28 protein-coding genes and 1 riboswitch are annotated in these 26327 nt (G+C 63.0%); of the genes, 8 read left to right on the top strand and 20 right to left on the bottom strand.

All coding sequences use genetic code 11. The annotated features are described in order from the left end of the window. Nucleotides 1-43: 43 nt before the first annotated feature. The 7 genes from msrA to MHM97_RS10010 all read right to left on the bottom strand — a co-directional run bounded on the left by msrA (nt 44) and on the right by MHM97_RS10010 (nt 7009). On the bottom strand, nt 44-559 hold the full coding sequence (gene msrA / locus MHM97_RS10040; RefSeq protein ID WP_239322230.1) for a peptide-methionine (S)-S-oxide reductase MsrA: 516 nt from the start codon (nt 557-559) through the stop codon (nt 44-46). Continuing rightward, nucleotides 556-1005, bottom strand: coding sequence for a peptide-methionine (R)-S-oxide reductase MsrB (gene msrB / locus MHM97_RS10035; RefSeq protein ID WP_239322229.1), 450 nt, complete (start codon nt 1003-1005; stop codon nt 556-558). The genes msrA and msrB overlap by 4 nt, the downstream gene beginning before the upstream one ends. Nucleotides 1006-1152: 147 nt before the next feature. Further along, nucleotides 1153-2064 carry a DMT family transporter gene (locus MHM97_RS10030; RefSeq protein WP_239322228.1) on the bottom strand — a complete coding sequence of 304 codons (912 nt, stop codon included), beginning with the start codon at nt 2062-2064 and terminating at the stop codon, nt 1153-1155. Between the two features lie 141 nt (nt 2065-2205). Beyond that, entirely contained in the window at nt 2206-2499 is a 294-nt protein-coding gene (locus MHM97_RS10025; RefSeq protein ID WP_005618395.1) for an HU family DNA-binding protein, read from the bottom strand. 143 nt (nt 2500-2642) lie between these two features. Then, entirely contained in the window at nt 2643-4109 is a 1467-nt protein-coding gene (locus tag MHM97_RS10020; RefSeq protein WP_239322227.1) for an AMP nucleosidase, read from the bottom strand. Continuing rightward, on the bottom strand, nt 4102-5907 hold the full coding sequence (gene ade / locus MHM97_RS10015; protein ID WP_239322226.1) for an adenine deaminase: 1806 nt from the start codon (nt 5905-5907) through the stop codon (nt 4102-4104). The genes MHM97_RS10020 and ade overlap by 8 nt, the downstream gene beginning before the upstream one ends. A 142-nt stretch (nt 5908-6049) precedes the next feature. Beyond that, nucleotides 6050-7009: a GlxA family transcriptional regulator gene (locus tag MHM97_RS10010; protein ID WP_239322225.1), complete on the bottom strand. Its 960-nt coding sequence runs from the start codon at nt 7007-7009 to the stop codon at nt 6050-6052. 84 nt (nt 7010-7093) lie between these two features. On the opposite strand from MHM97_RS10010, the gene MHM97_RS10005 reads away from it, so the two are divergent. From MHM97_RS10005 to MHM97_RS09990, 4 genes are read left to right on the top strand one after another with little or no spacing between them, the layout of a single operon-like run. After that, complete coding sequence (locus MHM97_RS10005) at nt 7094-8257, top strand: acyl-CoA dehydrogenase family protein (RefSeq protein WP_239322224.1); 1164 nt, start codon at nt 7094-7096, stop codon at nt 8255-8257. A gap of 2 nt (nt 8258-8259) precedes the next feature. Next, nucleotides 8260-8574: a SelT/SelW/SelH family protein gene (locus tag MHM97_RS10000; protein ID WP_239322223.1), complete on the top strand. Its 315-nt coding sequence runs from the start codon at nt 8260-8262 to the stop codon at nt 8572-8574. A gap of 6 nt (nt 8575-8580) precedes the next feature. Then, on the top strand, nt 8581-10620 hold the full coding sequence (locus tag MHM97_RS09995) for an acetate--CoA ligase family protein (RefSeq protein ID WP_239322222.1): 2040 nt from the start codon (nt 8581-8583) through the stop codon (nt 10618-10620). Continuing rightward, nucleotides 10617-11405 carry a carnitinyl-CoA dehydratase gene (locus MHM97_RS09990; RefSeq protein ID WP_239322221.1) on the top strand — a complete coding sequence of 263 codons (789 nt, stop codon included), beginning with the start codon at nt 10617-10619 and terminating at the stop codon, nt 11403-11405. Before MHM97_RS09995 ends, MHM97_RS09990 begins: the two co-directional genes overlap by 4 nt. 174 nt (nt 11406-11579) lie before the next feature. Here the strand turns inward: MHM97_RS09990 and MHM97_RS09985 are convergent, their stop codons facing one another. Then, a complete protein-coding gene (locus tag MHM97_RS09985; protein ID WP_239322220.1) occupies nt 11580-12215 on the bottom strand; it encodes a class I SAM-dependent DNA methyltransferase in 636 nt (211 codons plus the stop codon). An 83-nt stretch (nt 12216-12298) separates the two neighbouring features. On the opposite strand from MHM97_RS09985, the gene MHM97_RS09980 reads away from it, so the two are divergent. Further along, a complete protein-coding gene (locus MHM97_RS09980) occupies nt 12299-13180 on the top strand; it encodes an SDR family oxidoreductase (RefSeq protein WP_239322219.1) in 882 nt (293 codons plus the stop codon). 49 nt (nt 13181-13229) lie between these two features. Here the strand turns inward: MHM97_RS09980 and dxs are convergent, their stop codons facing one another. The 7 genes from dxs to MHM97_RS09945 all read right to left on the bottom strand — a co-directional run bounded on the left by dxs (nt 13230) and on the right by MHM97_RS09945 (nt 19464). After that, complete coding sequence (dxs, locus tag MHM97_RS09975; protein ID WP_239322218.1) at nt 13230-15158, bottom strand: 1-deoxy-D-xylulose-5-phosphate synthase; 1929 nt, start codon at nt 15156-15158, stop codon at nt 13230-13232. A gap of 28 nt (nt 15159-15186) precedes the next feature. Beyond that, the gene (locus tag MHM97_RS09970; RefSeq protein WP_239322217.1) at nt 15187-16050 is read right to left on the bottom strand and encodes a polyprenyl synthetase family protein; all 864 of its coding nucleotides are present in this window, start codon (nt 16048-16050) and stop codon (nt 15187-15189) included. A gap of 6 nt (nt 16051-16056) precedes the next feature. Then, complete coding sequence (locus MHM97_RS09965) at nt 16057-16302, bottom strand: exodeoxyribonuclease VII small subunit (protein ID WP_239322216.1); 246 nt, start codon at nt 16300-16302, stop codon at nt 16057-16059. Continuing rightward, nucleotides 16299-17225, bottom strand: coding sequence for a histone deacetylase family protein (locus tag MHM97_RS09960; RefSeq protein WP_239322215.1), 927 nt, complete (start codon nt 17223-17225; stop codon nt 16299-16301). The genes MHM97_RS09965 and MHM97_RS09960 overlap by 4 nt, the downstream gene beginning before the upstream one ends. Nucleotides 17226-17302: 77 nt before the next feature. Then, nucleotides 17303-18244: a histone deacetylase family protein gene (locus tag MHM97_RS09955; protein WP_239322214.1), complete on the bottom strand. Its 942-nt coding sequence runs from the start codon at nt 18242-18244 to the stop codon at nt 17303-17305. 9 nt (nt 18245-18253) lie between these two features. Then, a complete protein-coding gene (locus MHM97_RS09950; RefSeq protein ID WP_239322213.1) occupies nt 18254-18955 on the bottom strand; it encodes a response regulator in 702 nt (233 codons plus the stop codon). Next, nucleotides 18952-19464, bottom strand: coding sequence for a MarR family winged helix-turn-helix transcriptional regulator (locus MHM97_RS09945; RefSeq protein WP_239322212.1), 513 nt, complete (start codon nt 19462-19464; stop codon nt 18952-18954). Before MHM97_RS09945 ends, MHM97_RS09950 begins: the two co-directional genes overlap by 4 nt. A 160-nt stretch (nt 19465-19624) precedes the next feature. Between MHM97_RS09945 and MHM97_RS09940 the strand changes: the two genes are divergently transcribed. Beyond that, a complete protein-coding gene (locus MHM97_RS09940) occupies nt 19625-20491 on the top strand; it encodes a branched-chain amino acid aminotransferase (RefSeq protein ID WP_239322211.1) in 867 nt (288 codons plus the stop codon). A gap of 179 nt (nt 20492-20670) precedes the next feature. Here the strand turns inward: MHM97_RS09940 and MHM97_RS09935 are convergent, their stop codons facing one another. Beyond that, on the bottom strand, nt 20671-21108 hold the full coding sequence (locus MHM97_RS09935) for an organic hydroperoxide resistance protein (protein ID WP_239322210.1): 438 nt from the start codon (nt 21106-21108) through the stop codon (nt 20671-20673). Between the two features lie 110 nt (nt 21109-21218). Between MHM97_RS09935 and MHM97_RS09930 the strand changes: the two genes are divergently transcribed. Continuing rightward, nucleotides 21219-21650, top strand: coding sequence for a MarR family winged helix-turn-helix transcriptional regulator (locus MHM97_RS09930; protein WP_239322209.1), 432 nt, complete (start codon nt 21219-21221; stop codon nt 21648-21650). A gap of 6 nt (nt 21651-21656) precedes the next feature. Here MHM97_RS09930 and MHM97_RS09925 read toward each other — a convergent pair whose 3' ends face one another. Continuing rightward, nucleotides 21657-22598 (bottom strand): DMT family transporter, encoded by a 942-nt coding sequence (locus MHM97_RS09925; RefSeq protein ID WP_239322208.1) that lies wholly within the window; start codon nt 22596-22598, stop codon nt 21657-21659. 87 nt (nt 22599-22685) lie between these two features. Continuing rightward, complete coding sequence (locus tag MHM97_RS09920; RefSeq protein ID WP_239322207.1) at nt 22686-23366, bottom strand: cation transporter; 681 nt, start codon at nt 23364-23366, stop codon at nt 22686-22688. 86 nt (nt 23367-23452) lie between these two features. Here MHM97_RS09920 and MHM97_RS09915 point away from each other — a divergent pair, with 86 nt between their 5' ends. Beyond that, nucleotides 23453-23869, top strand: a complete 417-nt coding sequence (locus MHM97_RS09915) for a MerR family transcriptional regulator (RefSeq protein ID WP_239322206.1) — start codon at nt 23453-23455, stop codon at nt 23867-23869. Nucleotides 23870-23926: 57 nt separating this feature from the next. On the opposite strand, the gene MHM97_RS09910 is transcribed toward MHM97_RS09915, so the two are convergent. Next, nucleotides 23927-24871: an AEC family transporter gene (locus tag MHM97_RS09910; RefSeq protein WP_239322205.1), complete on the bottom strand. Its 945-nt coding sequence runs from the start codon at nt 24869-24871 to the stop codon at nt 23927-23929. Between the two features lie 9 nt (nt 24872-24880). Next, nucleotides 24881-25984, bottom strand: a complete 1104-nt coding sequence (gene aroC, locus MHM97_RS09905; RefSeq protein WP_239322204.1) for a chorismate synthase — start codon at nt 25982-25984, stop codon at nt 24881-24883. Nucleotides 25985-26210: 226 nt separating this feature from the next. After that, nucleotides 26211-26315, top strand: a riboswitch (TPP riboswitch). Nucleotides 26316-26327 lie beyond the last annotated feature (12 nt).

The following is a 26327-nucleotide window of genomic DNA, read 5'->3' as shown; positions in this document are numbered from 1 at the left end:
CTGCATCTGGTTGATCTGAGCCATACTCAGGCTCTAACAAGGATTATTCAGCGGCTTGATCGCGCTTTGGCAGCACCCAATCGGGGCGTGGGAAGTGGCAGGTATAGCCATTTGGCAGCCGCTGGAGATAATCCTGATGTTCCGGCTCCGCCTCCCAGAAATCGCCGACAGGTTCCACTTCGGTCACGACCTTGCCGGGCCAGATGCCAGAGGCCTCCACATCGGCGATGGTGTCCTCCGCGATCTGTTTCTGGCGCGCATCTTCATAGTAGATCGCAGAGCGGTAGCTCATGCCGATGTCATTGCCCTGACGGTTGGTCGTCGTGGGGTCGTGGATCTGAAAGAAGAACTCCAGCATCTCGCGGTAAGAGGTCTGCTCGGGATCAAAGGTGATCTCGATGCCTTCGGCGTGGGTGCCGTGGTTCTGATACGTTGCATTCGGCACATCGCCGCCCGTGTAGCCGACGCGGGTGCTGAGGACACCTTTGCGGTGACGGATCAGCTCTTGCATGCCCCAGAAGCAGCCGCCTGCGAGAATGGCGCGTTCGGTCTTGCTCATCGGTGGTCCTCCACTTGATTGATGTAGGCGCCATAGCCTTCCGCCTCCATATCGTCGAGATGGATAAAGCGCAGCGACGCCGAGTTGATGCAGTAGCGTAGGCCGCCGCGATCCGCGGGACCGTCGGGGAAGACGTGGCCGAGATGGCTGTCACCATGGGTGGAGCGCACCTCGGTGCGGATCATGCCAAGGGTCCGGTCTTCGAGTTCCTGCACATGTGCGGGTTCGATCGGTTTGGTGAAACTTGGCCAGCCACACCCGGATTCGTACTTGTCGGAAGAGGCAAACAGCGGTTCTCCGGACACGATGTCCACGTAAATGCCCGGCTCCTTGTTCGAAAGCAGCTTTCCCGTGCCGGGACGTTCGGTGCCGGAATTCTGGGTCACGTAGAATTCTTCTTCGGACAGCGCGGCGATGACATCAGGGTTCTTGAAATATTTGGTCATGGGGCCCTCCCACCTGATCTGATGCGGCATTAAGTGGGGTTCGACACTGCGCTTTCAATGCCTGAAGCGCAAGTGCCCTGGCCTGTAATCGGCGCATCATGCGTAAACGTGATTGTGCGTGTGTGGGCACCCTGTGGTGGACCCGTGTCAATCCGCTTGCGGATGCAGCGATCTGGGCAGCGGTTGCTTTGGCGGTGCGGGGTGGCGGGCGAGTTGAACCGCGAGGATGCCCAGTGTCACCACACCGACGCCCAGGATATCCAGCGGGCCGAGCCGCTCTCCCAGCAGGAAGCTGGCGATCGCAACACCAAACACCGGATTGAGAAAGTGGAAGGTGGCCGCCCGCACGGCTCCGATCCGGTTCAGGAGCATCACCCAGATCAGGGTCGCCGCCAGCCCCGGCACAAAGGTGGTATAGGCAAAGGCGATTGCCAGCGGCCAGCTGGGCTCGACGCGGATGGTTTCAAACGCAAAGGCCGCCGGGAAAAGCGCCGCAGCGCCCACCAGCATCTGCAATCCCACCACCATCATGAAATTGCCGCCGGAAGTCGCGCCCCGCAGCGCGAGTGTGGCGGTGGTCAGCGCCAGAACCCCAATCCCGCAGAGGGCAAGGCCGAGCAGGTCGACACCGGCTCCGATCCGGGTGCCCATGATCAGCGCCACGCCGGCAATCCCCGCGACCAGCCCCAGCAGGCCAAGCGGGCGGATGGGTTCGCGAAAAAACGCCAGGGACGCCAGCGCCACCAAGAGCGGCATGGTGGAGGCAATGATCGCCGCCAGGGACGCCTCTATCCATTGCATCGCGACAAAGTTCAGACCGAGGTAGAGCGCATTCTGGCAGATCCCAAACAGGATCGTGGCCTTCCACTGGCCCGGCGTCAGTCGCCAGGTCTGCCCCATGGCACGGGCGATCATGACGCCGATCAGGCCGGAGATCAAAAACCGCAGCGCCAGAGAGAACAGCGGTGAGGCGTCCGCCACAATGATCCGGGCCGAGGTAAAGGCCGAGGACCACATCAGGGCAAAGGCGAGCCCCATGGCAAGTGCGCGCAGATCCATCCGTCAGTCCCTCCTGGTCGTTGGCGGCACGCTACCCAGTAATCACCGGGCTGAATAGGGAGAGCGGAGGAATTGGTACAATCAAAAAAATGGGCCGCCCGATAGGGCAGCCCCGAAGCCGTCGCCGGACCAAAAGGTCTATCAGGCGTCGCCGTTGACGCTGTCTTTCAGCGCTTTGGCGATGGTCATTTTCACGACCTTGTCTGCTTCTTTCATGAACTTCTCGCCGGTGGCCGGGTTGCGCACTTCGCGCTCGGGACGCTCACGGCAATAGATCTTGCCAACACCCGGCAGGGTCACGGCACCGCCGCCGGACACTTCGCGGGTGATCAGGTTGCAAACGGCATCCAGAGCGGCACCAGCGGTTTTCTTGTCGCTGTCCATTTCCTCAGCCAGTGCTGCCACAAGCTGAGTTTTGGTCATCGGTTTGGACATTCTTAGCTCTCCTTGAAACTGCCCGACGTGTTGGGGCCTCATCGCGTAACATTAGCGTTATGTTGTGGGACAACACAACGCGTAGCGTGCAAGATCAAGCGCCAAACAAGCAAATTTCCGTGGAAAACAGCATATTTTCGCCATTACAGGAAGGCCGTTTCGTCAAAGGAGCGCAGTTTCCGGCTGTGCAAGCGTTCCAGCGGCATGGTTCTGAGCCGTTCCATCGCCTTGATACCGATCAGAAGGTGCCGAGAAACCTGCGTGCGATAGAAGTCCGAGGCCATGCCGGGCAGCTTCAATTCACCGTGCAGGGGCTTGTCGGAAATGCATAGGAGCGTGCCGTAGGGCACCCGAAAGCGGTAGCCGTTTGCGGCGATGGTGGCGCTCTCCATATCCAGTGCGATGGCGCGGGATTGGCTCAGGCGTTGCACCGGGCCGGACTGATCCCGCAGCTCCCAGTTGCGGTTGTCGTGGCTGGCAACGGTGCCGGTGCGCATGATCCGCTTGAGGTCGTACCCTTCAAGTCCGGTTTCCTGAGCTACGGCTTCTTCCAGCGCCACCTGAATTTCCGCCAGCGCCGGGATCGGCACCCAGACTGGCAGGTCATCATCCAGCACGTGATCCTCGCGCAGGTAGGCATGGGCCAGAACAAAATCGCCAAGCGCCTGAGAGTTTCTGAGCCCGGCGCAATGGCCGACCATCAGCCACGCATGCGGACGCAGCACGGCGATGTGGTCGGTGGCGGTTTTGGCATTCGACGGTCCCACCCCAATGTTGACCAGCGTGATGCCGTTCCCGTCCGGCCGCTTGAGGTGGTAGGTCGGCATTTGCGGCATCTTGGGAGAGATGGGCAACTCGCCGTCGGCCTCGGTGATCTCGGCGTTGCCGGTTGATACGAAACTGGTGTAGCCGCTGGCGGGATCGGCCAATTGCGCGCGGGCGTAGGCTTCGAATTCAGTGACGTAGAACTGGTAGTTCGTAAACAGGACGTGGTTCTGGAAATGATCCGGGTCCGTCGCCGTGTAATGCGCCAGACGCGCCAGGGAATAATCCACCCGCTGGGCGGTAAACAGCGACAGCGGCCCCACGCCATTCTCGGGCACGTAGGTGCCATTGACGATGTCATCGTTGGTGGTCGCCAGATCCGGGACATCAAACACATCGCGCAGGGTGAAGCGTGCCGCGCCTTCCTGCGGCACGGTCAGTCCGGGACGGGACGCAACGGCAAAATGCACCGGCATCGGGGTATCGGACACGCCGACAATCACCGGCTGGCCATGGTTCTTGATCAGAAGCCCGATCTGCTGCTCCAGATAGTGTTCGAACAGATCCGGGCGTGTCACCGTGGTGGCATAGGTGCCCGGATCGGCCACGTGGCCAAAGCTGAGGCGACTGTCCACCTGCGCGTAGGTCGTGGTGGTAAAGCGCACCTCCGGGTAAAAGGCCCGCATGCGGCTGCCGGGCGCGGCGCCGGCGCTCATCGCGGCGATGAACTCATCACACAGGAAATTGGTCGCGCTGTCATAAAGCGCGATCAGGCGCGCAACCGCAGCCTTGGCATCGGTGAAGCTCTCTGCTTCGGGGAGGGCGGGTGTTTTTACATCATTCATTAAACGGCTCGATCACTGGAATTTTCTTGAATGTGCGCACATCGACAAGGCCGAGGTCGCTGATCCTCAGTTCCGGGATCACGACCAGCGCCAGAAGCGAGTGCTGCATATAGGCGTTGTTCAGTTTGCAGCCGCAGGCCTCCATCGCCTCGACCAGTTTCTGCGCATTGGCGGCCACCGTGGACGCCGGGCTGTCGGACATCAACCCTGCAATCGGCAGTTCCACCAGCGCCAGTTCCTCATCGTCGCGATAGATCGTGATGCCGCCGCCGACCTCCGCCAGACGGTTGGCCGCCAGGGCCATTTGTGCGCGATCCGTGCCGACCACGATCATGTGGTGACTGTCATGCGCCACGGTCGAGGCCATCGCCATGCGGCCTTCGTAGCCGAAACCCGAGACAAAGGCATTGGTGACGCCACCCGTGGCGCGGTGACGTTCGACGAGGGCAATCTGGCAGACGTCGTCCTTGCCTTCGACGAGACCGTTCTCGACCGGCAGTTCAGCTTTCAACGCCTTGGTCGGGGCCTGGTTTTCCACCACACCGATGATATTGGCGGTGACGGCATTTGCGCCTTCGGGCGCGGCGAGTTCAAAGTCTTTCGCCGTCAACTCATGCCCAAGATGCACGGTGCCGCGCGCGGTGTCGGGCCAGTCCAGATGTGGGCAATCCACCTTGATAGAGCCTGATTCCGCAACAATCTGCCCGCGCGCGATCACCACCTCGATCGGCAGGGTCTTCAGATCAGAGGTCAGGATCACATCCGCGCGGCGACCCGGGGTGATGGAGCCGATCTCGCGCTCCAGCCCAAAATGCGTGGCGGTATTGATCGTTGCCATCTGGAGTGCCACCAGCGGATCACAGCCGCAGTCGATTGCGTGACGCACCACCCGGTTCATATGGCCATCATTGACCAGCGTGCCGGAATGACAGTCATCGGTACACAGGATGAAGTTGCGCGGGTCGAGGCCCTTTTCCGTGATTGCGGTGATCTGCGCTTCGACGTCGTACCAGGCGGACCCCAGACGCACCATAGCCCGCATGCCCTGTCGCATCCGCGCGATGGCATCCGCCTCGCAGGTGCCCTCGTGGTCATCCGCCGGGCCGCCAGCCACATAGGCCGCGAAATCTGGGCCAAGATCGGGCGAGGCATAATGCCCACCCACGGTTTTGCCCGCGCGTTGGGTGGCAGCGATCTCGGCCAGCATCTTGGCGTCGCCATTGGCCACGCCGGGAAAGTTCATCATCTCGCCCAGGCCGATAATACCGGGCCAGGTCATCGCCTCTGCGACGTCCTCGGCAGAGATTTCATACCCCGTGGTTTCCAACCCCGGTGCCGACGGCGCGCAGGAGGGCATCTGGGTATAGATATTGACGGGCTGCAAGAGCGCCTCGTCATGCATCAGACGCACGCCTTCAAGGCCCAGAACATTGGCGATCTCATGCGGGTCGGTGAACATGGTGGTGGTGCCATGGGGGATCACCGCGCGGGCAAATTCCGCAGGCGTCAGCATACCCGATTCAATATGCATGTGCCCGTCACAGAGGCCCGGCACCAAATAGCGGCCCTCAGCCTCGATCACCTGCGTGTCCGGACCCATACAATAGGACGCATCCGGTCCCACATAGGCAATGCGACCGGCCGTGATTGCGATGTCATGCCCGTCGAGAATCTCGCGCGTGTGCACATTCACCCATTTGCCGTTGCGGATCACCGTATCGGCAGGGCTGCGTCCGGCAGCGGTTTCGATCAGTTGGGGGGCGACGTCGGGCCAGCTTGGGAAGGTCTTGTTTGTCATGGCCTAGTGTTGATGATTGCGTTCCGGCGTGCAAGACCCCTATTGGGCGATCATAACACTGTCATGAACCAGACCAACCTGCGTCCCGCTGGCACCGGAACAGAGGTCCCTGTCGCGACCTCCCGTTACTGCCGGTTCGCACTTATCCCCGCTCCGGGCCAGGTGCTTGTCGCAACGCTCTGGGTGTTGTGGCGAATTCCGATCTGAACGCTCTGGTGAGCGCGCTTGGGTTGTCATATCCACAGCGGGCCGCCACTTCGGAGACACTCATATCAGTCTCTAACAAGAGCTTTCTGGCCTGAATCAACCGCAACCGCCGATACACGGCCGCGGGTGTCGCGCCCAGATCCGCCTTCATGCGCGCTTCCAGATCCTTGCGCGGGCGACCGATGCGACGGGCAATTTCCGGGATCGCTAGCGGAGTTTCCAGGTGGCCTTGCATGAGGACCACGGCGCGCGCCACGACGCGTGTGCGGGCGAGCGAGATTTCCGATGTCGCACCGCCACCTTCGGTGCTCATGAACAAGGCCGCAACCTCCAGGCGCAGCGCTTGCCCATGGCGCGCGCCGATCCGTTCCAGCATCAGGTCAAAGGCGGCCAGCGCCCCGGTGCAAGTGGTCCTGTTGCCATCCTGTACATATCGCCTGCGCTGCACCTCAACCTCTGGGAATGACTCTCTCAGCCGGTCCAGTTCGTCCCAGTGGATGGTCGCGACACGCCCGTCCAGCAACCCTGCGGCGGCCATCAGCCACGGCCCAGTGTCAAACCCGGCAATCTCGCGATAGCGTTTGGCGGCAGCGCGCAACCCGCGCCGGGTCGCGGTCCCGTCCTGGCGCAGGAAATTATAGCTCGGCATCACGGCGAGCATATCGCCGGAAAAATCCGCAAGCCGCCCGTGCGCGGTGACTTGCATGCCGGAAGAGGACACCACCTGCGCGCCCGTCAGCGACAGGAACCTCCAGCGATAGAGCTCCCGCCGCGCGAGCGTGTTGGCCGCCCGCATCGGCTCCACCGTGTTGGCAAGGCAATGGGCAGAGAAATCGTCGAACAAGAGGACATCCACTTGCTGCGCTGCCGCGAATTCATTTGTCCATTTCTGCATGATTTCGGCCACCTTTGCACGATACACACGCTAGGCGACCTCTACCCTCCCGTGCAAGCCACCACATCAAAAAGGAGACGCCCGGTGCAATTCGGCATGACAGAAGAACAGGCGATGATCGTCGAAACCACGCGCGCCTTTGTGGAAAAAGAGCTCTATCCGCATGAGCTGGAAATCGAGCGCAGCGGCCATCTCGACATGGATCTGGTAAGGGAAATCCAGAAGAAGGCGATGGAAGCCGGGCTTTATGCTGCCAATATGCCCGAAGAGGTGGGCGGTGCTGGTCTCGATACGCTGTCCTGGCTGCTCTATGAAAAGGAACTCGGTCGCGCCAATTACGCGCTGCATTGGACCAGCGTCGCGCGTCCCTCCAACATCCTCTTGGCGGGCACGGAGGAGCAGAAGGAGAAATATCTATTCCCCTGTATCCGCGGTGAGAAATGGGACTGCCTGGCGATGACGGAGCCGGGCGCGGGCTCTGACCTGCGCGGCATGGCCGCTTCGGCCCGCAAGGATGGCGACGACTGGATCCTGAACGGCACCAAGCATTTCATCTCCCACGCGGATGTGGCCGATTTCGCCATCGTCTTCATGGCCACGGGTGAGGAGGACACGCCGCGCGGCAAGAAGAAAAAGATCACCGCCTTCTTTGTCGACAAGGGCACACCCGGATTCTCGGTCCGTGCCGGCTATCGCAACGTCTCGCACCGGGGCTACACCAACGCGGTGCTGGAATTCGACGATTGCCGCCTGCCGTCCTCCGCCGTTCTGGGCGAGATCGACAAGGGCTTCGAGGTCGCCAACACCTGGCTGGGCGCCACCCGCCTGCAAGTGGCCGCAACCTGTCTGGGCCGCGCCGAACGGGCGCTGCAACACGCCGTCGAATACAGCGCTGAGCGCAAGCAGTTCGGCCAGCAAATCGGCAAGTTTCAGGGGGTTTCGTTCAAGCTCGCCGATATGGCCACCGAGTTGAAGGCCGCAAACCTGCTGACTTGGGAAGCCGGCTGGAAGTTCGATCAGGGCACCGTCACCGAGAGCGACATGTCGATGGCCAAGCTGAAGGCGACCGAGATGCTCGCCATGGTTGCGGATGAAGCGATCCAGATCCACGGCGGCATGGGGCTGATGGACGAACTTCCCCTCGAACGCATCTGGCGCGACGCGCGAGTGGAGCGTATCTGGGAGGGCACCAGTGAAATCCAGCGGCACATCATCAGCCGCGAGATGCTGAGACCGCTTGGAGGCTGACCTTGTCCGATCCCACTGAAACCGCTCGGAAACCTGTTGTGACCATCACTTATTGCATTGGCTGCAACTGGCTGTTGCGCGCCGCCTGGATGAGCCAGGAACTGCTGTCGACCTTTCAGGAGCAGCTGGGCGGTGTCACTCTGGTGCCGGGCGAGATCGGCGGAACTTTTGAGATCACCCTCGACGGAGAGGTGATCTGGGAGCGCAAGCGGGACGGCGGATTTCCGGATGTGAAAGAGCTGAAGACCCGCGTGCGCGATCAAATCAACCCGGATCAGAGCCTTGGGCATCTGGACCGCGAAACCTCGGGTGAATAACGTCAAATGCAGTCTCTAAAAAGGCTCTTTCGCCCCAAAACCATTGCCGTTATCGGTGGTGGTGCCTGGTGCGCTGCCGTGATCGAGCAATGCCGCAAGATGGGGTTTGAGGGCGAAATCTGGCCCGTACATCCCAAGGCCGAAGAGGTCGCGGGCCTGCCAGCGTTCAAGGACGTGGCTGCCCTGCCCGCGGCGCCGGATGCCAGCTTCATCGGGGTAAACCGCTTTGTCACCATCGACATCGTCACGGCGCTGGCCACGCGCGGCGCCGGCGGGGCGGTTTGTTTTGCCTCCGGTTTTCTGGAGGCGGAGGCGGAAGACGCCGAGGGCGCTGACCTGCAACAGCGTCTGCTGGCGGCGGCCGGGGACATGCCGATCCTCGGGCCGAACTGCTACGGGTTCATCAACTACCTCGACGGGGCGCTGTTGTGGCCCGACCAGCATGGCGGCAAGCGGGTGGAAAAGGGCGTGGCGATTGTCACCCAGAGCTCCAATATCGCGATCAACCTGACGATGCAGACCCGGGCGCTGCCGCTGGCCTATGTGGTGACCTGCGGCAACCAGGCCCAGACCGGGTTGGCGGCAATCGGCGAGGCGCTGTTGGAAGATGACCGTGTCACCGCGCTGGGGCTGCATATCGAGGGCTTTGGCGATCTGCGCGCGTTTGAGGCGCTGGCGCTGAAGGCGCGTCAGCTGGGCAAGCAGATCATCGCGCTGAAGGTCGGACGTTCTGCGCAAGCCCGTGCCGCAACAGTCTCGCACACGGCCTCGCTGGCTGGGGGCGATGCGGGGGCCGGGGCCTTGCTTTCGCGTCTTGGCATTCCGCGCTTGTATGATCTGCCCTCGTTCCTTGAGACATTGAAGCTGATGCATGTTGTGGGGCGTCTGTCCTCGACCCGCATCGCAACGATCAGCTGTTCCGGTGGCGAGGCGAGCCTGTCTGCGGATACTGCCCATGGCCGCGGAGTCAGCTTCCCGCCGCTGAACGACCGCCAGCGCAGTGACCTGCGCGCGGCCCTCGGCCCGATGGTGGCGCTGGCGAACCCGCTCGACTATCACACCTATATCTGGCGCGATACGGAGGCGATGACGCGCGCCTTCTCTGCGATGGTCGACCCGCAACTGGCGCTGACGATCCTTGTGGTGGATTTCCCACGCTCCGACCGGTGTGACGCCTCTGACTGGGATTGCACGATCCAGTCCGCCATCGCGGTGCGGCAGCAGACCGACCAGCCGATCGCCATGCTGGCCACCCTGCCGGAACTGCTGCCCGAAGAGGTGGCCGAACAGCTGATCGCTGCCGGGGTGGTGCCGATGCTGGGTCTGCCCGAGGCGATCACTGCCATCGAGGCGGCCGGCCAGCCCTTGCCGGAACTGGCGCATCCGCTGTTGTTGCCCACCAAGACCCATGACGAGCCGGATCTGGTGCCCGAGGGTGAGGCCAAGGCCTGGCTTGCGCGCTTTGGCCTCCGGGTACCGCGTGCAAAACCTGCCCGCACCGTCGTGGCCGCCCGCGCGGTGGCAGCGGATATCGGCTACCCGGTGGTGCTCAAGGGCGAAGGCATCGCCCATAAGACCGAAGAGGGCGCGGTAAAGCTGAACCTCTGTTCCGGACAGGAGGTCAGCGATGCCGCCGTGGCTATGCCCACCGACCGTTTTCTGGTCGAGGAGATGGTCACCGGTGCCGTGGCTGAGTTGCTGGTTGGCGTGGTGAAGGACCCCGCGCATGGCTTCGTGCTGACCCTCGCCGCGGGCGGAACACTGACCGAGATCATGCAGGACAGCGCCTCGGTGCTGCTGCCCGCCTCGGACGCTGCCTTGAACGCGGCACTCGACGGGTTGAAGATCGCGCCCTTGCTGACAGGCTATCGCGGCGCGCCGGCGGCGGATCGCAATGCGATCCTGCGCGCGATCCGCTCCATCGAGGCCTATGTGGTCGCCGAGGCTGAAGGTCTGGAAGAAATCGAAATCAACCCGTTGCTGTGCACCCCGACGGATGCGGTGGCAGCGGATGCGCTGATGCGCAGAAAGGACATGTTGCGATGAGTGAAGAAAATCCCGTCAAAACCCGCCGCGAGGGTGGCATCCTCGAGGTCACGCTGGACCGTCCCAAGGCCAATGCCATCGATTTGCAAACCTCGCGCCGGATGGGCGAGGCGTTTCAGGCCTTTCGCGATGACGATGACTTGCGGGTTGCGATCATAACGGGGGGTGGCGAGAAATTCTTCTGCCCCGGCTGGGACCTGAAGGCGGCCGCTGACGGCGATGCGGTGGATGGCGATTATGGCGTCGGTGGCTTTGGCGGTTTGCAGGAGCTGCGCGACCTCAACAAGCCGGTGATCGCCGCCGTCAACGGCATCGCCTGTGGCGGCGGGCTGGAGCTGGCCCTGTCGGCGGACATGATCCTTGCGGCCGATCACGCCAGCTTTGCCCTGCCGGAGATCCGCTCCGGCACGGTGGCGGATGCTGCGTCGATCAAGCTGCCCAAGCGCATTCCCTATCACATCGCCATGGAGCTCCTGCTGACGGGCCGCTGGTTCGATGCTGAAGAGGCCCATCGCTGGGGCCTGGTGAACGAAATCATCCCCGGCGATCAGCTGATGGACCGCGCCTGGGAGCTGGCGCGCCTTCTCGCCTCCGGCCCGCCGCTGGTCTATGCCGCGATCAAGGAGATCGTGCGTGATGCCGAGGATTCCAAGTTTCAGGATGCGATGAACCGCGTCACCGGGCGGCAGTTGCGGACGGTGGATGTACTCTACGGATCCGAAGATAACCTCGAAGGCGCGCGGGCCTTTGCCGAAAAGCGCGACCCGGTGTGGAAAGGGCGCTGAGGCCGCCCCATATCCGACCGGCGGCGGGCCGCTGACCGGGGCAACCGCCTGGAATGGAGCGTGAGGGCAAACCCGGAGGAGGGGGCGCTCCCGCCTGTTTCCGCCGCCCTTGCGGGCGACCAAAACAGTTGGGCCGGGCGCCGTGCCTGGCGGCACGGCGCGGCGCATCCGCGATCAGACCTTCTGAAACAGGGCGATCAGCGCGGTATCCTCGTGATGGGCGCTGCCTGCATCGCCCCCGTAGATGCGGACTTCGGGCAGGGACAGGTTGCTGATCCATTGTCCACGCAGCAAACGGTCAAAGGCTTCGGCAAAGCCGGCTTTTTGATAATGGGCCGCGTTGATGGACATCGCCAGCCAGGCCCCGGGGCGTGCGACCCTGAGAATGGCGGGCAGGACTTCCGGTCCGAGGTGCCCATGGGTGAAGGCTCCGGAGGAGACGACGCCTGCGTAACTGGCCCGAGGGACCGGGATCCCCTCGTACAGGTCCGCCTCGATCACGTCACGGTAGACATCCTTGCGCAACGCCTGTGCCAGCATATCCGGGCTGATGTCGGCGGCGTCGACCGGGGTGATCCGCAACCCCGACAAGGCGACGCCACACAGGCCGGTGCCTGCGCCCACATCGAGCACAGGTCCCTGTCCGCCAGCCTGGGCGAAGGCCCGGGCGGTCAGGCCGGGCAACAGATAGGCCTCTGACCTGGCAAAGCTTTCGTCATAACTGTCCGCCCAGTCTGCATAGAGCTGGCGCAAGTCGTTCGGGGACGCCGCCGCATAGGCGTCGCTCACATCGGGTGTTTTTCTGGTCATGCACAGATCAAAGGCGCGGCGGAGATTCGAATCAAGCCCTTGCCGTCTTGCATCTGCCCGCCGTGGATCGCATGGTCCGAAACATGACGAAAAAGACGCTTCTCTGCTTTGGATTTGGCTACACGGCGCGGGCTCTGGCGCGGACCCTCGCGGGACCGGGCTGGCGTATCCTCGGCACCACCCGTGATCCCTCCGAAGCCGAGCCGATGGCCGGAGTGGAACTCCTGACCTGGCCCGGCGACACTGTCCCGCTGGAGGAGGTGACCCATATCCTCTTGTCGATCAGCCCGTCCGAACAGGGCGACCCGGTTCTGAATGAACTCGGCGCGCGTCTGGCGGCACTGCCATCTCTGGAATGGGTCGGCTACCTCTCGACCACGGCGGTCTATGGCGATCACGATGGTGCCTGGGTGGACGAGCATACGCCCGTGACGCCATCGAGCCAGCGTGGCGACTGGCGCGCAGGTGCCGAGGCGGCGTGGCAGGCCGTCCCGAACCTGCCGCTCCACATCTTTCGTCTGGCGGGGATCTACGGGCCGGGCCGGGGTCCCTTTGCCAAGCTGATGGCAGGTCGCGCCCGCCGGATCGTCAAGCCGGGGCAGGTGTTCTCGCGCACCCATGTCGATGACATCGCGCAGGTGCTGGCGGCCTCCATCGCGCGGCCCAACCCCGGCGCGATCTACAATGTCTGCGATGATGAACCCGCACCGCCGCAGGATGTGCTGGGCTATGCCGCCGAGCTGCTGGGGCTTCCGGTGCCTGCCGAAGTGCCCTTTGACGAAGCCGGGATGAGCCCGATGGCGCGCAGCTTCTATGGCGAGAACAAGCGGGTGCGCAATGACCTGATCAAGAAGGAGCTCGGCGTCACCCTGCGCTACCCGGACTATCGCAGCGGTTTGAAAGCGGTGTTTGCAGCCGAGGATATGGAGCGTTTTGTCCCTCCGGCGGATCCGCCAGGGGTCTGAGTAGGCCCAATCCAGCGCAGGTTGGGCTGCTGGGGCAGTGGGAGCATACTCAGGCCCGCTTTTCCCCAATCCTTGCAACCCCAAGCACATCGAGCACCTTTGCTTCGATGTGCTCGGCATTCATTGCGGCCACGTCGTACATGTCGCGGGGGCTGGCTTGGTCGATGAATGTATCGGGCAGAACCATGGAGCGGAACTTCAGGCCGTCGTCAAACACAGCCTCCTCCGACAACAGCTGCGCCACATGCGAGCCAAAGCCGCCGACCGCGCCTTCCTCGATGGTGATCAGCGCCTCGTGATCGCGCGCCAGTTGCAGGATCAGGTCGCGGTCCAGCGGCTTGGCAAAGCGCGCATCGGCGATGGTGGGCGTGATGCCCTTGGCCGCAAGCGCCTCGGCCGCTTTGCGGACCTCGCCCAGGCGGGTGCCAAAGGACAAAAGCGCCACGCGCGTGCCGGACTGGATCATCCGGCCCTTGCCGATCTCCAGCACGTGCGGCTGTTCGGGCATTTCCACGCCCTCGCCCTCGCCTCGCGGATAGCGGAAGGCGATGGGGCCATCGCTGTAGGCGGCGGCGGTGGCGACCATATGCTTCAGTTCCGCCTCGTCAGCGGCGGCCATCACCACCATGCCGGGCAGATTGGCCATATAGCCGATGTCGAACGATCCCGCGTGGGTGGCCCCGTCGGCGCCGACCAGACCGGCACGGTCAATGGCAAAGCGGACGGGCAGGCGCTGGATGGCGACATCGTGCACCACCTGATCGTAGCCGCGTTGCAGGAAGGTGGAATACATCGCGCAGAACGGTTTCATCCCGCCCGCCGCCAGTGCCGCGGCAAAGGTCACGCCGTGCTGCTCGGCAATGCCCACGTCAAAGGTGCGCGAGGGGTAGCGCTCTGCCATCAGATTGAGGCCGGTGCCGTCGGGCATCGCGGCGGTGACCGCGCAGATCTTTGAATCCTGTGCGGCCAGCTCCACCAATGTGTTGCCAAAGACCGAGGTGTAAGAGGGCGCGTTGGAGGGCGCTTTTTTCTGCTCGCCCGTCACCATGTCGAATTTCGCCGTCGCATGGCCCTTGTCGCGCGCCGCTTCGGCCGGGCGATAGCCCTTGCCCTTTTTGGTGACCGCATGGATCAGGATCGGCCCGGTTGCGCGCGCCTTGACCGTGCGCAGCACCGGCAGAAGCTGGTCCATGTCATGGCCGTCGATGGGGCCGATGTAGGAAAAGCCCAGCGATTCGAACAAGGTGCCGCCCATGGCCATGCCCTTCAGCATGTCCTTGGCGCGTTTGGCGCCCTCGCGGAAGGGTTCCGGCAACAAAGAGACCGCGCCCTTGGCGGCGGCCTTGAGGTCGTGAAACGGCGCCTCGGTATAAAGCCGACTGAGATAGGACGACAGCGCCCCAACCGGCGGCGCGATCGACATCTCGTTGTCGTTGAGGATCACGATCAGCCGCTTGCCGAGGTGACCTGCGTTGTTCATCGCCTCAAACGCCATGCCGGCGCTCATGGCGCCATCGCCGATCACGGCGATCGCGTCGCCAAGACCCTCTTCGGTGACGCCACCCAGATCGCGCGCCACGGAAAACCCCAGCGCGGCGGAAATCGACGTGGAACTATGCGCCGCCCCAAAGGGGTCATAGGGGCTCTCGGTCCGTTTGGTGAACCCCGAGAGACCGTCCTTCATGCGCAGGGTGCGGATGCGATCGCGCCGCCCGGTCAGGATCTTGTGGGGATAGCTCTGGTGCGAGACGTCCCAGATCACCTTGTCCTTGGGCGTGTCGAACACCGCATGCAGCGCCACCGTCAGCTCCACCACGCCGAGCCCTGCGCCGAGATGGCCGCCGGTGACAGAGACCGCAGAGATGGTTTCCTGCCGCAGCTCATGCGCGACCTGCTCCAGTTGCGCGTCAGAGAGACGTTTCAGATCCGCAGGCGATGCGATCTGATCCAGGAGCGGGGTCTGTGGCCGGTCGGTCATGCGGGTCGTGGCTCCTTCGGGGCGCGATTTAGCTGTCGCGCGAGATAACGAAGCGGGCGGCGTCCTTCAAGGTATCGCCTGCCGCACCATAGGGGGCAAGGGCTGCACAGGCCTGGTCGGCGAGGTCCAGCGCACGCGATTTCGCCCCCTCCAGCCCGAGCAGCGACACAAACGTGGCCTTGCCGGCTTCCGCATCCTTGCGCACCGCTTTGCCCACGGTGGCAGCATCGCCCTCAATATCCAAGATGTCGTCGGCGATCTGAAAAGCCAGTCCGAGTGCTTGCGCATAGTGTCGCAGCGGTTCGGGATCGGCACCTGCCAGCCGGGCACCGGCGCAGGCGGACCATTCGATCAGGCAGCCGGTCTTGCGCACCTGAAGCGTGGTGATGTCGTCAAGCGTCAGCGGGGTTTCTGCCGTTTCTGCCGCGATGTCCAGCATCTGACCGGAGACCATGCCGTCCTTGCCGGCTGCCTTGGCCAGAGTGCGGATCAGGGTCACGGCATGAGGGCCGACCGCGTCACGGGCGAGCAGTTCAAACGCCAGGGTCTGGAGGCTGTCGCCCGCCAGCACCGCCGTGGCCTCGTCCCATTTGCGATGCAGCGTCGGCTGGCCACGCCGCAGGTCGTCGTCGTCCATGCAGGGCAGGTCGTCATGGACCAGCGAATAGGCGTGGATGCATTCGATCGCCAGCGCCGCCTCAAGCGCGGCCGGTTCGGGCACATCATGCAGGCGCGCGCTCTCCAGAACCAGGAAACCGCGCAGCATCTTGCCACCGCGCAACGCGTAGGCCATGGCCTGATGCAGCACATCTGAGGCCGTCAGGCGCATGTCCATATGGGTGGAGATCTTCGCCTGCGCCTGTGAGAGCGCGGCGGCAAACCCTGCCGTCATCGGGCCTTATCCCGCGTCGAGCGGTTGCGTGCCGGCGGGCTGGCCGTTGGCATCCAGCGTTATCGCGGCGACCTTTTCCTCGGCGCGCTTCAGCTCGTCCTCGCAGCGTTTTTTCAGTTGAGCGCCCCGCTCGTAAAGCGCGATGGACGCATCCAGTGCCACGTCCCCGCGCTCCAGTTTATCGACGACGCGTTCCAGCTCCTGCATCGCAGTTTCAAAGCTCATCTCTTCGACGGGGGTCTCGGTTGTCATGTCGCGGCCTTTATCAGTTCTTCCACATGCGCCTTGGCGGCGTCGGCTAGGGCGTTCAGATCATATCCGCCCTCCAAAGTCGAGACGATACGGCCCTGACACAGCTCTTGCGCAAGGCGGCACAGCTCAGCCGTGAGCGACCGGAAATCCTCCGTCTGCCAGTGCAATTGCGCCAGCGGATCGTCGGTGTGGGCGTCAAACCCGGCCGACAGGATCAGCAGCTCCGGCTTGAAGGCGCGCAGGCGCGGAAACACCTGTTCGGAGTAAAGCTCCCGCATGGCGGTGCCGTCGCTTTCGGGCGGCAGCGGCAGGTTCATCACGTTGCCATGGGCCCCGTCCTCCTCCGGGTGGCCGGTGCCGGGCCACAGCGGCATTTGCTGAGAGGTGATGACCAGGGCGCGTTTCTCGTCCCAGAGCAGGTCCTGGGTGCCATTGCCGTGATGCACGTCGAAATCCACCACTGCTACGCGTTTGAGCCCGTGGTGATCCAGCGCGTGTTTTGCGGCCAGCGCCGCGTTGCCAAACAGGCAGAACCCCATCGGCGTGTCGGTTTCGGCGTGATGCCCGGGCGGACGGGTGGCGCAGAACGCATTGCCGACCTCGCCCCCCAGCACCATGTCGACGGCGCGCACCGCAGCCCCGGCCGCGCGAAAGGCAGCGTCCAGCGATCCTGGTGACATCCAGGTGTCCGCATCCAGCTGCTTGCGCCCTTCCGCGGGCAATTCGCGGCGGAGCTCCGTCAGATACTGGGCGGGATGCACCCGCAGAATGTCATCTTCGGCGGCCACCGGGGCGGTGACACGCTTGAGGTCAAGCCCCGCAAGTGCGTGCAGCACATGTTCGAGGCGGGCCACCTGCTCCGGGTGGCCTCCGGGTGTTTCATGCGTCAGGCAATCCGCGTGGGTCAGCAAGGCAGTGGTCATAGTGGTCCCCGATCTGTTTTGCGGCACGATCCTTCTTTGCCGGGCATGTTGCAAGAGGGGGGACCGTCAGATCAGTGTCAGTCCGCATGGGCCCGGATCAGGGCCTCCACATGCGCCCGGGCCGATGACGCCAGCGCCGGCAGGTCATAGCCGCCCTCAAGCACCGAGACCACACGCCCCGCACAGGTGCTGTTGGCAATGGCGCAGAGATTGCGGGTCAGCCAGTCGTAGTCCGCCTCGCGCCAGTTCAGTTCAGCCAGCGGATCATCCCGGTGGCAATCGAAACCGGCTGAGATCAGGATCAGCTCGGGATCAAAGGCCCGCAGCCTCGGAAAGACCTGTTCGGCGTAGAGCGCGCGCATCTCGGCACCGCCGGTTCCGGGCAGGAGTGGAATATTGACCACATTGTCATGCGCGCCACGCTCTTCGGGCGTGCCGGTACCGGGCCACAGCGGCATCTGTTGCGAGGTCACGACCAATGCGCGCGGCTCGTCCCAGAGCAGGGCCTGGGTGCCGTTGCCGTGATGAACGTCGAAATCGACGATTGCAACACGCCTCAGCCCGTGCCTTTCCATCGCATGCCGCGCTGCAAGCGCGACGTTGCCAAAAAAGCAGAACCCCATCGCCCGGTCCCGCAGTGCGTGGTGCCCCGGTGGGCGCATGGCGACAAAGGCGTTTGGGGCCTGACCGGACAGCACGAGGTCCACAGCCCGGGCCGCACCGCCCACCGCCCGAAGCACGGCATTCAAAGAGGTGGGCGACAGGCTGGTTTCATCGTCCGTATCAGAGTCTAAAAAGGCGAAACCCTGTTCGGGAATGCTGCCGAGAACATGATCGACATAGGCGGGATCATGCAGCGTTTCGATCACATCTCGCGCGGCCAACGGCGCCGAATGTCGTGCGAGCGGCAGATCGTCGATTGCCCGGAGCACGAAATCCAGCCGCCCGACCTGCTCATGGACCTTTGCAGGGGTCTGATGCAGGAGCCCCTCGGGATGGGTGACGAGAGCAGTCTTCATGTCGGGCACTTAATCCGGGGCCAGCATGTAGCCTGCACCGCGCACGGTTTGCAGGTATTGCGGCTGTTTCGGGTTGGGCTCGATCTTGCGGCGCAGGCGGGTGATCTGCACATCGACGGCACGCTCCTGCGCCTGTCCCCGGTCGCGCCCCAGGTCCTCGACCAGCTTGGCGCGGCTGACCGGTTCGCCGGGCTGGGCTGAGAAGATCTTCATCAGCTGGCTCTCGGTCGAGGTCAGCCGGATCAGGTCTTCGCCCTGCCACATCTCGCCCCGCTCGATGTCATACCGGATCGCCCCGAGCTGCATATACTTGGGCGTGACGTCTTCGGGCTGGTTCTCGGGCATGCGCCGCAGGATCGCGTTGATCCGCAGCAACAGCTCCTTGGGTTCAAAGGGTTTCGGCAGGTAGTCATCCGCGCCGGCTTCCAGCCCCTTGATGCGATCATCGGTTTCACCGCGGGCTGTCAGCAGCAGGATCGGCGTCACCATGGTTTCGCGCAGCGCAGCGGTCAGGGACAGCCCATCCTCACCCGGCATCATCACGTCGAGCACGATGAGGTCGAAATCCAGCCCCGACAGAACCCGCCGGGCATGGGCGGCATCCCGCGCTGCGGTCACCAGGAACCCCGCGCGCATCAGGAATTTCTTCAACAGGTCGCGGATACGCTCATCATCGTCGACGATCAGCAGATGGGCATCGGGTGAGTTCATTGGGGCGCCTCGCGCAACTCGACATAGGCGCGTCGCATGTCCGGATCCATCATCGCCTCCAGCACCTTTTTAAAACCCTGCACCGCTTCGGGGCCGGCCTGTTTGTAGGCCGCACGCATGCGGACGCGCTGGGCATCCGACAGGCGCTGCTCCAGGTCGCGACCGCGTTCCGTGAGGAAGAGATTGCGCTCGCGCTTGTCGAGTGTGCCCACCCGGCTGTCCACCAGCCCGTCCTCGACCAGCGCCCGCAGCACCCGGTTCAAGGATTGCTTGGTCACTCCGAGGATACTGAGCAGGTTGTTGACCGTCGTGCCAGGAGAGCGATTGATGAAATGCAGGGCCCGGTGATGCGCCCGCCCATAGGCCAGTTCTGCAAGAATGCGATCCGGATCCGCCGTAAAGCCGCGATAGGCGAAGAACATCGCCTCGATCCCCTGGCGCAGCTGCTCATCGGTCAGGAACAGCAGGCTTTCGCCGCCAAACCCCGCTCCGGAACGCCCGTCAGACATATGTGCCTCTCCTTTATTTTGAACGCTAGTTTATGTCAGCATTATTGACATTCCAAGACCCGAGATGTATCGAGTTGCGGGTTTGGCGCAATTATGTGAATGAATTCACGTCATGTTGCGCAACAACCGAAAATGACACGGCGCTGAAAAGGAATGCGGAATGGCTGGATATGATGACCGCGACGGTCTGATCTGGATGGATGGCGAACTGGTGAACTGGCGCGATGCCAAGGTCCACATCCTGACGCATGCAATGCATTACGCCTCTTCTGTGTTTGAAGGCGAACGTGCCTATAACGGCAAGATCTTCAAGAGCCGCGCCCATTCCGAACGTCTGATCGCCTCTGCCGAGGCGCTCGACATGCCGATGCCCTACTCGGTGGATGACATTGAGACGGCCAAGGAAGAGACCCTGAAAGCCTCCGGCCTGAAGGACGCCTATGTCCGCGCGGTGGTCTGGCGTGGGTCGGGCGAGGATATGGGCGTTGCCTCGGCAAAGAACCCGGTGCGGATGGCGGTCGCCGTCTGGGGCTGGGGTGCCTATTACGGCGATGCCAAGATGCAGGGCGCAAAGCTCGACATCGCGGAATTCAAACGCCCCTCGCCTGAAACCATCCCGGTGCATGCCAAGGCGGCGGGCCTCTACATGATCTGTACGATCTCCAAGCACAAGGCGGAGGCCAAGGGCTGCTCTGACGCGCTGTTCATGGACTACCGCGGCTATGTTGCCGAGGCGACCGGTGCGAATATCTTCTTCGTCAAAGATGGCGAGGTACATACGCCGAAACCGGATTGCTTCCTCAACGGCATCACCCGGCAAACGGTGATTCAAATGTTGAAGGACAAGGGCATTACCGTGCATGAGCGCCACATCATGCCGGAAGAGATGGACGGGTTTGAACAGTGCTGGTTGACCGGTACCGCCGCCGAGGTCACGCCCGTAGGCGAGATCGGCCCCTATACATTCGAAGTCGGCCAGATGACCCGCGAGATTGCCGAGGACTACGAAGCCCTGGTTCGCAGCTGACACAATTCTGGCTACTAAAATGCAAAAGCGCGGGACATACGCCCCGCGCTTTTTCTGTATGAGCACCTTCGGTGCCGTTGGCCACCTGTCGCCTCTTCAGCTTTTCTCAAATATCTCGGAGCGCGAGGCAGCGCCTCGCATCCCTGATCAAACCTGTGCGCCGCAGGCGCTCCGCTGGATCACGCGATTTCTGTGGTGACGTCGACGTTGCCCCGGACAGAATTGGAGTAGGGGCAGATTTTGTGTCCCGCTTCGGTCAGGCGCTCGGCGGCGTCCTTGTCAACGCCCGGGAGCGTGATTTTCAGGTGCACCTTGAGGCCAAAACCCCCCGCCTCGCGCGGGCCGATTCCGACCGCGGTTTCGACTTCGACGCTGTCGGGAACTTTCGGCAGGCTATCATCTTGCGTGGTCGCGAATTTCATCGCGCCGATGTAGCAGGCGGAATAGCCCGCGGCGAAGAGTTGCTCCGGATTGTAGCCTTTGCCATCGCCACCCATTTCGGTTGGCGGGGCGAGGTCAAGAACCAGGTCGGTGCCGGCCACTTTGGCCTGACCATCCCGACCTCCGGTGGCGGACCCATGGGCGGTGTAAACGGGGGAAACGGGGGAAACGGACATGTGCGACTCCTTTAATCGTGTACGATTATATCGTGTGCGATATATCTTGGGCGCGCGACGCCTGATGTCAACCGCTTGCGATCATATCGTGCAAGATCTAACGTCTTTGGATGGATCGACCATTGAAAATCGACGAGCTTTTGTGCTTCTCCGTATATTCGGTGAACCATGCGATCTCGCGCCTCTATCGCCCCTTGCTGGCCCCTCTGGGGCTGACTTACCCTCAGTATCTAGTGCTGGTCGCGCTCTGGAACAGGGACAGGCGCAAGGTCAACGAGTTGGGGCGTGAATTGCAGCTGGATACCAACACGCTGACCCCGCTCCTCAAACGGATGGAGGCGGTAGAGTTGCTGACCCGACAGCGCAATCCGGACGATGAGCGCAGCCTGATCGTGGCGCTCACCGACAAGGGGCGCGCCTTGGAGCAAAAGGCGGGTGAACTGACCGCCTGCGTGCTGGACGCAATGGGCGGGGACATCGAAGAGCTGACCGCGTTGCGGGACCGGCTGCATCTGTTGCGCGACAAGCTGGAACGGGGCTAGCGCGCCCTAGCCGCCCTTGGGGTCGGTCAGCGGCTTGGCCTTGCCACGGTCCAGTCCCAGACGGCTCTCGCGCCAGATCACGATGCCATTGGCCACTATCACCAGCGCCGCCCCCGCCAGCATCACCAGCGAGGGCCATTCCGAAAACCATACATAGCCGATGACCAGCGCAAATAGCATCGACACGTAGTCATAAGGCGCCAGTAGCGACGCCGGGGCAAACCGGTAGGACGAGGTGATGAGCAGCTGCGCGATCGCTCCGATGAAACCGGTACTGACCAGCAGCAGCAACAGGGGCCTATCGGGCATGACCCAACCAAACGGCAAGGTCAGCAGCGACAGCAGGGATGCGGTGACGGAGAAGTAGAAGACAATCGCGGCGGTATCCTCGCTCTGCACCATTTTCCGGATGTGGATCTGCACAAACCCCCGCAACGCCGCTGCTGTCAGCACCAGTATTGCCCCGATAAAGGCCGTGTCCTGAAAGGCTTCGGACCCATTCAGACGTGGCGATAGCATGATCAGCACGCCGACAAGTCCGATCACCACAGCGCTGATCCGGATGATGCGAATGCGTTCTCCAAGCAGGAGTGCGGCGAGAATCAGCGTGAAGATCGGCGTGGCATAGCCGAGCGCGGTGACCTCCGGCAGGGGCAGAATCGCCAGTGCGGCGAAGTTCAATCCCATTGCCGAGGTGCCCACGAGGCCGCGCCAGAAATGCAGCATCGGGCTTTGGGTGCGCAGCCCCCGTGGCAGATCACCGCGCAGAGCAAGCCAGACCAGGATCACCGGCAACACGAAGAACGAGCGAAAGAACACCGCCTGCCCGGTGGGCACAACCTGCGTGATTTCCTTGATCAGGCCGGACATGATCGTAAACAGGCCGATGGCGGTCACCTTCAGCGTGATGGCCAGCACAGGTCGATGCGATGTTAAGCTTTTTGCCATGCGCGGACCCTGCGCGCTCCGCAGGTGAATGGCAAGCGCGCGAGGGGAGACTGGTACATTATTTAGACCGCGACAGCTGCGAAGCGCTCAGTGGGCGTGTTCGTGTGCTTTGGTGCTGTCGTGGCTGTGATCACAGGTAGACCGCGGGGTCGGCGCCTTGCCCTGCTGCCATTCAGCCAGCGCCTGACGCAGAATCTGGAACGCGGAGCTGAGGAAGAGGCCCGCCATGATGCCGGCGACGATCAGATCCGGCCAGCCGGTGGCCGTGCCCCAGACCCCAAGCGCCGCGATCATCACCGCCAGGTTGCCGATGGCGTCGTTGCGCGAACACAGCCAGACCGACCGCACGTTGGCGTCGCCATCCTTGTAGGCGGCCAGCAGCGCCACCGACAGGAGATTTGCGGCAAGCGCGAGAAAGCCAATGGCCCCCATCACCTGGGCCTCGGGGACGCCGGCGACAAATACCTGCCACAGGGTGGAGCCGAACACCCAGATCCCCATGACCAGAAGGCTGACACCCTTGCCGATCGCTGCCAGAGACCGGGTGCGCAGGCTGGCACCGATGACCGCCAGCGAAATCCCGTAGGTCAGCGCGTCGCCAAGAAAGTCCAGCGCGTCAGCCTTAAGCGCTTGGCTGCCGGCGGCTTCGCCGGCGCTCATCTCGACAACGAACATCACCGCATTGATGGCAATCACCATCCACAGGCGGCGTTTATATTGTTTGGATACCCCGTCGAACTGGGCGTCATGGTTGCAGCATCCTGCCATCAGTCAGGTCCTTTGCTCTTGTCCTTGGTCTCGATTCGGGATCAACCTAGGTGCTCTAGTCACTAGAGGTTCAAGAGGGGATTGCGATGTATTCCATCGGCGCATTGTCCAAGGCGACCGGCGTGAAGGTTCCGACCATCCGCTATTATGAGGAGATCGGCCTCATCGACCCCGCCACGCGCAATGCGGGCAACCAGCGGCGCTATGATCAGGCCGGTCTGGAGCGGCTTGGTTTTATCAAGCACGCGCGCGATCTCGGGTTTGGGCTGGAGGAAATCAAGGAGTTGATGGGGCTCAACGGCGAGCTGGGGCGCGATTGTCATGCCGCGGATGACATCGCCCGGGCCCAGCTTGAAAAGGTGCGCGCCCGCATTGCCCGGCTGCAACAACTGGAGGCGGAACTGGAGCGGATCACCCAGCTGTGCGAAGGGGGATCGGGTGGCACCTGTCAGGTGCTGACGGCGCTGGGCGATCACAGCCAATGCCTTGGAGAGCACAGCTAGGGCGTTTTGGGATCTGGCGCCTTTGGTCGGGATCGCAGGCGCGGATACCCGCCGGGATCAGGTCAGCACCCACAACAGACCGTTCAAGGTGACATAGGCAAGAACGGTCGCGGCGAGCGACGCGAGGCTCGCCGCGCCTTCATGCCCCTTGGCCTGAGCAAAGATCGTATAGGTGGCAAACATCGGCATCGCCGCCGACAGGATGAGCGCGGCGCGGATCTCGGGTGAAATCTCCAGCAGACCCGCCGCGACGCAGATCGCCGCTACCACTGCGACAATGGCGGGATGAATCACCAGCTTGCCCAGTGTCGCCTGGGCTGCGAGGCTCTTGTTGCCGCGCAGAGGCAGCCCGGCTAGCGACCCGCCGATCACGATCAGCGACACCGCCCCGGCAGAGGCCGCGAGCATATCGGTAAAGCGAAAAAACGGCGCCGGGATCGGCACATGGAGGAGCGCGACCAGAAGCCCCGCGACAAGGGCCATCATTGTCGGCATCTTCGCCACGTTCCAGACGATCCGCCACAGGCGCGGCCCAAGCGGGACGGAACGGTCGGCGTCGGCCGCCTCCATCAGCATCAGGCAGATCGGGATCAGGATCAGCGTCTCGATCACCAGGTTCAGTGTCAGGACGATGCCCGCAATGTCAGGGAATGCCAGCAGCATCACCGGATAGCCGACAAATCCGTTGTTGGGACAGGTCGAACCCATGACGCCCACCGCCCGCCGCATCGGATCAAACCCGCGTAGCGAGAACAGCAGATAGGCGACCGCAATATTCAGTACGCCGCCAATCAGATAGGGCAGCACATAGGCGGCCTGGAACACTTCGACCGGGTCGCGGCTGGCGATGGTGGTGAAGATCAGCCCCGGCAGCGCCAGGTTGAAGACATAAGCGCCGAGGCTCTTGATGTCGTGGCTGGAAAAGATGCCTTTCCAGACAAACAGGTACCCCAACCCGAGGGCCGCGTAGATCGGAAATGTAATCCCGAGAATGGCGACCATGGGCCTGGGTTATCCGATCCGGCCCTGATTCTCGCCGATCTGGCCGCGATGCAGCAACAGGTGATCCAGGATGACGCAGGCCATCATTGCCTCGGCCACGGGCACGGCACGAATGCCGACGCAGGGGTCGTGGCGGCCCTTGGTGATGACTTCGGTGGCGGTGCCGTCCTTGCGGATCGACTGGCGCGGCGTCAGGATCGAGGAAGTCGGTTTGACCGCGAACCGTACCACGACGTCCTGACCGGTGGAAATGCCGCCAAGGATGCCGCCGGCGTGGTTGGAGGAATAGACCGGCTGGCCGTCATTGCCCATGAAGATCTCGTCGGCGTTCTCCGACCCTTTCAGGTGGGCGGCATGCATGCCCTCGCCGATCTCCACGCCCTTCACGGCATTGATCGACATCATCGCGGCGGCGAGGTCGGTGTCGAGCTTGCCATAGATCGGCGCACCTATACCGGCGGGCACCCCGCGTGCCACCACCTCGACCACGGCGCCGACCGAGTCATGATCCTTGCGCAGCGCTTGCAGGTAGTCTTCCCAGTCCTGGACAGCGCCGGCATCCGGAATCCAGAAATCATTCTGGTCGATCGCTGCCCAGTCAAACCGGCTGCGGTCGATCTCCATCTCGCCCATCCGGGTCATGTAGCCCTTGATCTGAAGGCCGGGCACCAGTGCGTTGATCGCTTCGCGTGCAACCCCGCCCGCGGCCACCCGCGCCGCGGTTTCGCGGGCCGAGGACCGCCCGCCGCCGCGATAGTCACGGTTGCCGTATTTCTGGAAATACGTGATGTCCGCATGGCCGGGGCGGAAGGTTTGCGCGATCTCGCCATAGTCCTTTGACCGCTGATCGGTGTTCTCGATCATCAGTTGGATCGGCGTGCCGGTGGAGTGGCCCTCGAACACGCCCGACAGGATCTTTACCGCGTCCGGCTCGTTGCGCTGGGTGGTGTTCTTGTTCTGGCCGGGGCGGCGCTTGTCCAGCCACTGTTGCAGCAGGTCCGGGTTCAGCGGGACATTCGGCGGACAGCCATCGACGGTCGCCCCGAGAGCAGGCCCGTGGCTTTCGCCCCAGGTGGTGACACGGAAGAGGTGGCCGAAAGAGTTCATGGACATGCGCGCGGGTCTCCTTTGTCCTGACCCTTTAACGGCAAAGCGCGCCCGGGAAAAGAGAGCCGCGCATCAACAGGGCAGAAACGACAGAAACATCGCCTGTTTCTCATTGTCCTCGTGTTTCGCGGATGAAACGACAAGTCAGGCGCGCTGACCTAAGCGAGCGCTGGTTTCCGTCTTCGGCATCTCAAGGCTGCGCTTGCCAATCCGGCAAACGCGCCCTAGGGTTTGCCCCACCTCGGGGTGCGCGACATGACGCGCTGAGATGCCGGATGGCGAACCCGTTGAACCTGAACCGGATTATACCGGCGGAGGGAAGGTTCCGGATGTTGCGGTGCGCTGATGC

This window comes from Epibacterium sp. Ofav1-8 (assembly GCF_022348185.1).
In the GTDB taxonomy this organism is placed as follows: domain Bacteria; phylum Pseudomonadota; class Alphaproteobacteria; order Rhodobacterales; family Rhodobacteraceae; genus Epibacterium.
The sequence above is the reverse complement of the archived record's forward strand: the minus strand, read 5'-3'. Positions and strand labels throughout refer to the sequence as shown.